The sequence below is a fragment of the Megasphaera sp. NM10 genome, assembly GCF_000417505.1.
Classification (GTDB): Bacteria; Bacillota; Negativicutes; order Veillonellales; family Megasphaeraceae; genus Megasphaera; species Megasphaera intestinihominis.
Window position 1 is genome coordinate 1 of the sequence record NZ_APHY01000088.1, and the last position, 9,229, is coordinate 9,229.

9 protein-coding genes are annotated in these 9,229 nt (G+C 50.0%); 8 read left to right on the forward strand and 1 reads right to left on the reverse strand.

Annotation, left to right across the window (positions count from 1 at the left end; all coding sequences use genetic code 11):
- Both NM10_RS11875 and NM10_RS11880 read left to right on the forward strand, forming a co-directional pair.
- On the forward strand, positions 1-503 hold a 503-nt coding region (locus NM10_RS11875), incomplete at its 5' end, for a 4-hydroxy-2-oxovalerate aldolase (protein WP_020311784.1).
- Between the two features lie 425 nt (positions 504-928).
- Positions 929-1,618, forward strand: coding sequence for a GntR family transcriptional regulator (locus NM10_RS11880; RefSeq protein WP_020311785.1), 690 nt, complete (start codon positions 929-931; stop codon positions 1,616-1,618).
- Between the two features lie 135 nt (positions 1,619-1,753).
- On the opposite strand, the gene NM10_RS11885 is transcribed toward NM10_RS11880, so the two are convergent.
- Positions 1,754-2,749 (reverse strand): LacI family DNA-binding transcriptional regulator, encoded by a 996-nt coding sequence (locus NM10_RS11885; protein WP_020311786.1) that lies wholly within the window; start codon positions 2,747-2,749, stop codon positions 1,754-1,756.
- Between the two features lie 355 nt (positions 2,750-3,104).
- Here NM10_RS11885 and uxaC point away from each other — a divergent pair, with 355 nt between their 5' ends.
- The 6 genes from uxaC to NM10_RS11910 are packed head-to-tail and all read left to right on the forward strand — an operon-like array spanning position 3,105 to position 9,191.
- A complete protein-coding gene (uxaC, locus tag NM10_RS11890) occupies positions 3,105-4,514 on the forward strand; it encodes a glucuronate isomerase (RefSeq protein ID WP_020311787.1) in 1,410 nt (469 codons plus the stop codon).
- Positions 4,515-4,528: 14 nt separating this feature from the next.
- Positions 4,529-5,986 (forward strand): tagaturonate reductase, encoded by a 1,458-nt coding sequence (locus NM10_RS11895; protein WP_020311788.1) that lies wholly within the window; start codon positions 4,529-4,531, stop codon positions 5,984-5,986.
- Positions 5,987-5,989: 3 nt separating this feature from the next.
- The gene (locus tag NM10_RS11900) at positions 5,990-7,174 is read left to right on the forward strand and encodes a UxaA family hydrolase (RefSeq protein ID WP_256378997.1); all 1,185 of its coding nucleotides are present in this window, start codon (positions 5,990-5,992) and stop codon (positions 7,172-7,174) included.
- A complete protein-coding gene (locus tag NM10_RS15075; RefSeq protein WP_256378998.1) occupies positions 7,152-7,481 on the forward strand; it encodes a UxaA family hydrolase in 330 nt (109 codons plus the stop codon). The genes NM10_RS11900 and NM10_RS15075 overlap by 23 nt, the downstream gene beginning before the upstream one ends.
- A 12-nt stretch (positions 7,482-7,493) precedes the next feature.
- On the forward strand, positions 7,494-8,927 hold the full coding sequence (locus NM10_RS11905; RefSeq protein ID WP_020311789.1) for a glycoside-pentoside-hexuronide (GPH):cation symporter: 1,434 nt from the start codon (positions 7,494-7,496) through the stop codon (positions 8,925-8,927).
- Between the two features lie 12 nt (positions 8,928-8,939).
- Positions 8,940-9,191 carry an HIT family protein gene (locus NM10_RS11910; RefSeq protein WP_020311790.1) on the forward strand — a complete coding sequence of 84 codons (252 nt, stop codon included), beginning with the start codon at positions 8,940-8,942 and terminating at the stop codon, positions 9,189-9,191.
- Positions 9,192-9,229 lie beyond the last annotated feature (38 nt).

Genomic DNA, 9,229 nt, shown 5'->3' on the forward strand with positions numbered 1-9,229 from the left:
CYACGACGGCGCGGGCTCATGAAGTTATCGAAGCCCTTTCCAAGAAGTATGCCGATAATCCCGACGTCCTCATCGGCGCCGGTACGGTCCTCGATGCCATTACGGCCCGCATCGCCATCCTCGACGGCGCCCAGTTCATCGTATCGCCGGCCCTGGATGTAGAAACAATCAAGCTCTGCAACCGCTATCGCGTGGCCGTCATGCCGGGGACGACGACCCTCAACGGCGTCATTACGGCCCTGGAATACGGCGCTGACGTCGTCAAGATCTTCCCTGGGGAAATCCTGGGCATGAAAGCCATCAAGGCCATCCATGGTCCCCTGCCGCAGGCTCCGCTCATGCCGACAGGCGGCGTCAATGTAGAAAACGCCGGTGACTGGATCAAAGCCGGCTGCGTCGCCGTCGGTGCCGGCGGTGCCCTCACAGGCGGCGGCAAGACGGCCGATGAAATCACGGCTACGGCCAAAAAATTCATCGCTGCCGTCCAGGCTGCCCGGAAGTAAAAATTTGATGTATGATGTTTGACGTTTGATGAAAGGCTCTCCTCATAGGAGAGCTGGCCGCCGAAGGCGGTCTGAGAGGTTGCTTTAAAAACGGGACTGGCGCATGAAGGCCTATGTCATCATGCACCAGTCCCGTTTCTTTATAATTTGTAGTGCGTAGTTTCATTAATGAAATAAATATGTTTTTTTAAGGTCAATACCTTTTAGAGAATTTACACGTTCACACAATCTGTTTAAATGACGTGATGTTATAAAAGAAAAATACGGTAATTAAGCCGTTTAAAAGCATGTAAATCAAAATAAATTAATTTACCGATGCCGGAAAGGGTTCTTTTTTTCTTCTGGAAATATACAATTTGTGCCCGTTTTGTGATAAGATGAAATTGAGAAAAGCAGGCATTGATTTTCAGAATGATGGAGTTGTTATGGAGAATTTGGAATTATTTGAAAAAGCGCCGAATGAAACGGTGCGGGAATACGCCTATCGCGTGTTGTATGAAAACATTATGTCTTTGAAGCTGCCGCCAGGTACGGCCATGTCTGAACAGGAACTGTCGGGAATCTTGCATGTCAGCCGGACACCGGTGCGGGAAGCCTTCATCCGCCTGTCGCAAAAGGGGCTGCTCGAAATTTTACCGCAGCGCGGGACCTTCGTATCTAAGATTCACACGGAACAGCTGGCAGAGTTCCGCTTTTTCCGGGTCACCTTGGAACGGGCTATCGTAGAATTGGCTTGCCAGGATTTTCCGGATCCGTGGCGGACGAAATTAGAATTCTGTATTTTTGAGCAGGGCAAATTCATCATCTCAAAAGATGCAGAAAAATTTTTCAAGAGTGATAATACCCTGCACTCTCTACTTTATGAAGGCTGTGGGAAACCGCATATCTGGCAGATTGTCCAAGAATCGAACCTGGATTATGCCCGGGCCCGCGTCCTCAACGTCAGCGATGCCGCTGAGCAGATGCATCTTCTCTACGAGCAGCACAAAAGCATAGTCGGCGCTATCTTTGCCGGTAATACAGAGTTGGCAAAGCGCATCATGACCGAACACATTGACAAGGTCATGGGTGATGTAGAAGTGCTGAAAAAAGAATATTCAGAGTATTTCCGGTAAAGGTAAAGATAGTTTGTAGTTCAGAGTTTGTAGTTTGCAGAAGATGACTTTAAATTTTTTACCATTTGTTGAAAACTAAAAACTACAAACTTAAAACTCGAAAAGAGGCTGTCGCACATGCGACAGCCTCTTTTTTCACCTCTTGAAACTTTCCCGTTCTACGAGGTCGGCACTGAATTCGGTGCGGACCGGGACGGAATCGGCTTCTTTTCCAGTCAGCTCGGTGACGATGTGGACGGCAGCATTGCACAGGCTGGTCAGTTTGTTGTCCAGGCTGGTAATGGTCGGCGTGGCACATTGGGCCAGGATGGAGTTATTGCAGCCGATGACGGGAATGTTTTTTCCATGGCGCAAGGCGGCACGCTGGGCCGCAACGGCAAAGATGTCTTCTGACGTGACGATGGCGTCAAAGGGAATAGCCGCTTTGGCCAAGCGGTCAATGAGCGCTTCTGTATCTTCCAGGGTCCGGGGAATTTGCTGGATGAGTTCTGGCTTTTCCGTTAATCTCCATTCCCGGATTCCCTGGCGGAAACCGTCGAGCTTATGGCGGCCGCTGTAGGTGAGGGAATCGTAAATGTAGAGGATATCCTGACAGTTCTTGGCAGCCAAGGCGGCGACGACCATTTTCATGCCTTCCTTTTCATTGCAGACGACGCTGTACATATTAGGCTGATGGTAATCGCTGTTGATGGTGATGACCGGGATTTGCCGAGCTGTTTCACAGAGCTGGCGGACATCGGATTCAGAGGAAAAAGGTGTGCCGATGGTGATGATGGCGTCGACGTGTTTATCGGCCATGGCAGAAATATATTTGCCGTTATGGCCTGTATCGCTGCCTGTATTGGAGAGCATGACGTCGAAATGGTGCTTCCGCAGGCCATCTTCCAGCAGGGATACGGCATGGGCATAGAATATATCGGCCACATCCGTACAGATGACGCCGACGATTTTCATGGAATCGAGGCCTAAGCCCCGGGCAAAGGGATTGGGTTTATAGCCCATTTCTTTCATAACTTGAAGGACTTTCGCCCGTGTCTTTTCACTGACCCGTGTGCTGCCGTTGAGGACGCGGGAGACGGTGGCAATCGATACATTGCATTTCTGGGCGATGTCGTAAATGGTGATGTTCATGGCAATCGTTCCTCTTTGTGTAAAAAATCTGAATTGCTTACATTATAGCATACTTTTTTGGGGGAAAAGACGAGTTTTCAGAAATTTGAAATGTAAGCGCTTAACCATACAGAATAGGAAAACGGGAAAATCTAGTCACAAAAGGAATAATAAAACGAGATTTCATTTCATATTTATGAGTTAAAAGCATGGAAAATGATTAATTTTTCAAAATCAATACGGAAAAATCATATTGCGTTGACACTTAGGTAATGACATGGTATTCTTTCGGTGAAGATAAATGTAAGAGCTTACAATTAAAATTACAACATGACCGATAAAATTAGCGGCCTTATATTGGGAGGAGACGGACATAATGAAACAATTCATGGACAAAGACTTTTTATTGGATACGGCTACGGCCAAGCATTTATTCCACGATTATGCAGAACATATGCCGATCATTGATTACCACTGCCATATTTCTCCGCAGGAAATCGCAGAAGATCACCATTTCCGCAGCATTACCGAAGTATGGCTCGGTGGTGACCACTATAAATGGCGCCTCATTCGTTCCAATGGGACACCGGAAGAAAAGGTTACCGGGACAGAATCGACAGATTTGGAAAAATTCGTCGAATATGCGAAAGCTCTTTCACGAGCTATTGGCAATCCGCTGTATCATTGGAGTCATTTGGAACTGCAGCGCTATTTTGGCATTACCGAACCGCTGACGGAAAAGAATGCCGAAGACATCTTTAATCGCTGCAATGCCAAGTTGCAGGAAAAAGGCATGGGCGTCCAGGGCTTGATCGAACAGTCAAATGTTAAAGTCATCTGCACGACTGATGACCCGGCCGATGATTTGAAATGGCATCAGAAGCTGAAAGAAGAAAAGACATGCAGTGCCAAGGTATATCCGGCTATGCGTCCGGACAAGCTGATGAACGTCGACAAAGCCGGTTATGCCGATTACATGGCCCGCCTCGGTCAGGCTGCCGGCGTTGAAATCAAGACTTTTGCCGATATCCGCAAAGCCATGAACAAGCGCATCGCCTTCTTTGAAGAAATGGGCTGCCGCGCTACAGACCATGCACTGGAATATGTTTTCTGCCGCGAAGCCGATGAAGCGACTGTCGATGCTATCATTGCCAAAGCCTTGAAAGGCGAAAGCATCAGTAAAGAAGAAACGGAAGCCTATAAGACGGCTGTCCTCACCTACCTGGCTGGTGAATATTACAAACGCGGCTGGGTCATGCAGCTCCACTTCGCTACCCTGCGCGATCTCAATTCGGAAATGTACCGCAAGTTAGGACCGGATACGGGTTTTGACAGTGTTGCCGAAGGGAATTGCTGCAAAGGCCTCATCGCCTTCCTGGATCATCTCAATGAACGCCATATCCTGCCGAAGACGATTCTCTACTCCGGGACGCCGAACGATAACGCCATGATTGGCACCATTATCGGCGCTTTCCAGGGTCCTGAAGCCCGCGGCAAGATTCAGCAGGGCGCTGCCTGGTGGTTCAATGATACGAAACAGGGCATGATCGACCAGATGACGAGTATTGCTAACTTGTCCGTCTTTGGCAACATCCTGGGGATGCTGACCGACTCCCGGTCCTTCTTATCCTATGCCCGTCATGAATATTATCGCCGAATCCTCTGCAACTGGATCGGCAATCTCGTCGAAAACGGCGAATATCCGAACGATGAAGACGCACTCCGTCAGCTCGTTGAAGATATCTGCTATAACAACGTAGCCAACTACTTCCAGTTCCAAATGTAAACGGAGGGTAAACGATGAAAAACGTCAGTGAACTTTATACAAAAGCCAAACATCCCGTCCGTATCTTACAGTTCGGAGAAGGCAATTTCCTGCGGGCCTTCGTCGATTACGCCGTCGATGTAGCTAATGAAGAAAATGGTTTTGATGGCAGCGTCGCTGTCATCATGCCCCGGTCGGGCAAGACGGACCGCTTTGCTAAACAGGATGATGTTTACACGGTCTGCCTGCGCGGCCAGCAGGATGGCAAAGTCTATAAAGAAAACCGGGTCATTACTTCCGTCCAGACCGTGCTCAGCGCCCGCGATGAATATGATGCGTTCATGGCCCTGGCTCATGAAGATTCGCTGGAATTCGTCGTATCGAATACGACGGAAGCCGGTATCACCTTTGATGAAAAGGATGCTTTTACAGATTGCCCGCCGTCGACTTTCCCGGCAAAATTGACCAAGTTCCTCTATGAACGCTATACCTTTTATAAAGGCGCTGCCGATAAAGGCCTGACCATGCTGCCGACGGAATTGAATGACAACAACGGTAAACTCCTTCGGGACTGCGTAAACAAATATGTATCCCTGTGGAAACTGGAAGCGTCTTTCCATTCCTGGCTCGACCAGCACTGCCAGTTCACGGATACCTTGGTCGACCGCATCGTCGTCGGCTATCCGGCTGATTCCATCGCGGCTCTGCAGGACGAACTGGGCTATGAAGACAGCCTGCTCGACCAGGCCGAACCTTTCTCCTTATGGGTTATCGGCGACCCGGCGCTGGCTTCGCGGCTGCCGTTAAACTCAAGTAAATTCCATGTTGAATTCACGGACCATATCCAGGCCTTTAAAGAACAAAAAGTGCGCATCCTCAACGGGGCTCATACGTCTATGGTCCTCGGTGCTTATCTGGCCGGTCTCGATTATGTCGGCCAGTGCATGGAAGACCCAGTCATCCGCAAGTCCCTGGACCAGACCGTCTTCGATGAAATCGTTCCGACCGTCCATTTGCCGGAAGAAAAGGCCGTTGCCTTTGCCAAGGCTGTTTATGAACGCTTTGAAAATCCTTTTGTCAAACACGCATTGCTCTCGATTTCCCTGAATTCCATTTCCAAGTGGAAAGCCCGCATCCTGCCGACCTTTAAAGACAGTCTGGCAGCGACGGGGAAACTTCCGAAATGGCTGACCTATTCCTTTGCCGCTTTCCTGGCTTTCTATCGGACGACGGAGGCTGGTGAACATTGTCTTATCGGTTCACGGCCGGGCAATACTTATGAAATCCACGATGATGAAGATAAACTGGCCTTTGTCAAAGAACAGACCGGTAAAACGACGGCTGATTACGTCAAGGCCATCATGGCACGCAGTGATTGGTGGGGCGAAGACCTGTCGGCTATCGACGGCTTTGCCGATGCCGTTACGGCTCATCTGGACCGCATGGCTGAAATCGGTGTCAAAGCTCACATTGCCGAATTGACAAAGGAGTAAACGATGAACGTATTCCAAATCAACTCTCATGATAATGTCGCCGTAGCTGTCGATGCTGTTGCCAAAGGCAGCGTCGTCACGGCTGGCGGTAAGACTTTCACGGTCTGCCAGGACATCCCGGCAGGGCATAAAGTGGCCCTGCAGCCGATTGCCAAAGGCGAAGACGTCATCAAATACGGCTTTCCCATCGGGACGGCTAAAACGGATATCCCCGTCGGTGCCTGGGTCCATACGCAGAACGTCCAAAGTAAACTCGGTGATTTACTTCACTATACCTATGAACCGGAAAAAGCTGATCGTTCTCCCTGGAAAAGTGAAAAAAAATACGAATTCCAGGGCTATAAACGGAGTGATGGCAGTGCCGGCATCCGAAATGAAGTATGGATCATCCCGACCGTCGGCTGTGTCAACAATATTGCCAGAGCCATTGAAACGGCAGCCCAGGCTTATAAGACGGAAAATATCGATGGTATCTATGCCTATAGTCATCCCCACGGCTGCTCGCAGTTAGGCGATGACCAGGTCCATACACAAAAGATACTAAGTGGGCTGATTCACAATCCCAACGCCGGTGCCGTCCTGGTCCTGAGCCTGGGCTGTGAAAACAATCAGGTCAGCCTGATGAAAGAAGTCATCGGCGACTATGATCCGGACCGCGTCAAATTCCTGGTCTGCCAGGACGTGGAAGATGAAATTGAAGCCGGCACGGCTATCGTCAAAGACCTCTGCCATTACGCGGCTCAGTTCCATCGCCAGCCCTGCGATGCATCGCTGCTGACTATCGGTTTGAAATGCGGCGGCTCCGATGGTTTTTCGGGCATTACAGCCAATCCCCTGGTCGGGGAGATTTCCAACCGCCTCATCGCAGCCGGCGGTACGTCGATTCTGACTGAAGTGCCGGAAATGTTCGGCGCCGAAACGCTGCTCATGAACCGGGCTCGCAATCGGGAAGTCTTCGACAAGACCGTCGACCTCATCAACCACTTCAAAGAATATTTCATGAGTTACAGCGAAAAAATCAATGAAAATCCATCGCCAGGCAACAAGGCCGGCGGCATCACGACGCTGGAAGATAAGTCCCTGGGTTGTGTCCAGAAGGGCGGCCGGGCTCTCGTCGAAGATGTCCTGGCCTATGGAGACAGGGCGACGAAAAAAAGGCCTAAACTTGTTGGAGGCTCCAGGCAATGATTTAGTAGCCTCCAATGCGCTGGCCGCTGCCGGAGCCCATATGGTACTGTTTACAACGGGCCGGGGTACGCCGTTTGCCTGCCCCGTACCGACGATTAAGATTTCCAGCAATAGTCACCTGGCCGGTTTCAAACGGAACTGGATCGATTTCAATGCCGGGACCATTGCTGAAGGGGAATCGCGGGAAGCCGCAGCAGACCGCCTTTTCCAGTATATTCTTGACGTAGCGTCAGGTCGTGTCCATGCGAAATCGGAAGCCTTGGACAAGCACGAACTGGCTATATTCAAAAACGGAGTTACTTTATAAGGAGGGAGTGCTATGAGCACACAAGCAGAGGCGTTGCCGAACAAGACGGAGACCGTTACGCCGGCAGCTTCTAAAGAAGGCCATGTTAAATTATCGTGGCGTGAAAAAATCTGTTACGGTTTCGGTGACTTTGGGAACGGTTTCATGTTCGACTTAGGCCAGGCCTATTTGACGAAATATTGGATTGATGTCTGCACCATTCCGGCAGCTGCCGTTGCAGGTATCTTCGCCTTTACGAAAATCTTCGATGCTTTCATGGATCCTATCGCCGGTTCCGTCATCGACGGCCGCAAGAATATCGGCCCGCGCGGCAAGTTCCGCCCGGTTATGATGGCTTCGGCTGTCATCCTGGCTATTTTGACGGTCATTACTTTTACCATGCCCGATGTATCGCCGACGGGCAAGATACTCTTTGCCTATGGTGCTTACATGGCCTGGGGCCTTGTTTACTCGTTTACTAACATCCCTTATTCTTCCCTGGCCAGTGTCATGACCCGCGATGTCGAAGAACGAAGTCAGATGGCGACGACCCGCCAGGCCGGTTCTATCGGGGCCCAGCTCATTACCGGCATGGCCTTCGTACCGGTCGTCCTCATGTTCGCTTCGCCCCATGAAGGCTTCTTTGCTGCGTCTATCGTCATGTCTATCATCGGCGTCATCGGTTTTGCCATCTGCTATTTCAACTGCCATGAACACGTTCCGGTCAAGCGCAATACCCAGAATGAACAGAAAGCAAAATTCTCGGATTATATTAAACTCGTGTTTACTAACAAACCGCTTTTATGCATTATTTTGATGACTTTGTTTACCATCTCGGCTATGAACACGAATAACCAGATGATGATTTTCTTCTGCCAGTATAACTTAGGCCATATGGGCTTGCAGCCGATTGTAAACGGCATCATGATGGGCTGCTCCGTCGTAGGTATCCTGCTCATCCCGAAACTGGTCAAGATGTTCGGCAAGAAAAAGACGGCCATCGGCGGCTTGCTTATCGGCTGTGCGGCTGACCTCTTGAACTTCGTCATCCCGACTAATATTTACACCTTTATCGTATTGGTCACCATCGGTTACGTAGCCCTGGCTATTCCGAACGGCGTTACCTGGGCTTTCGTTTCCGACGTCATCGACTACAGCGAATGGCACAACGGCATCCGCAAAGAAGGGATTACCTATGCGGCTTTCAACTTCTCCCGTAAAATTGCCCAGGCCCTGGCCGCTGTCGTAAGTTCGGGCATCCTGGTACTGACAGGTTACGTCGCCAATGCCGTTCAGAGTGAAATGACATTGATGGGGATTAAAGCAGCTATGACCTTGTATCCGGGCGTTGCCCTCGGCATTGCTGCTATCATCCTCTACTTCTTCTATGGCTTGACAGACGACAAATTCAAGAAGATTGCCGATGATCTGAACCATGGTAAATGGGAACACGGCACGATTGAATAAGGAGGCTTTGTCATGAAAGATAAGAACTGCGGTTACTGCGTAAAAGGCGAACCGCTTGCTAAATTCGGCATTTACATCTGCGACTTATCGGTCAGTATGCTGGTCCTGTTCAAAGAACAGAGTCATCCCGGCCGCTGCATCGTCGCCTATAAAGACCATGTCAGTGAAATGACGGACCTGAGCGACGAAGAACGCAATGCCTTTTTTGCCGACGTTGCCAAGGCGGCGAAAGCCATCCATCAGGCATTCCATCCGATAAGGTAACTATGGTTCCTATGCCGATACGGGTCATCTCCACGTTC

Bases quoted from the DNA above. Each gene is read 5' to 3' on its own strand.
- NM10_RS11880 (WP_020311785.1), top strand. From the start codon at position 929: ATGGAGAATTTGGAATTATTTGAAAAAGCGCCGAATGAAACGGTGCGG.
- NM10_RS11910 (WP_020311790.1), top strand. From the start codon at position 8,940: ATGAAAGATAAGAACTGCGGTTACTGCGTAAAAGGCGAACCGCTTGCT.
- NM10_RS11885 (WP_020311786.1), bottom strand. From the start codon at position 2,749: ATGAACATCACCATTTACGACATCGCCCAGAAATGCAATGTATCGATT.
- NM10_RS11900 (WP_256378997.1), top strand. From the start codon at position 5,990: ATGAACGTATTCCAAATCAACTCTCATGATAATGTCGCCGTAGCTGTC.
- uxaC (WP_020311787.1), top strand. From the start codon at position 3,105: ATGAAACAATTCATGGACAAAGACTTTTTATTGGATACGGCTACGGCC.
- NM10_RS11895 (WP_020311788.1), top strand. From the start codon at position 4,529: ATGAAAAACGTCAGTGAACTTTATACAAAAGCCAAACATCCCGTCCGT.
- NM10_RS11905 (WP_020311789.1), top strand. From the start codon at position 7,494: ATGAGCACACAAGCAGAGGCGTTGCCGAACAAGACGGAGACCGTTACG.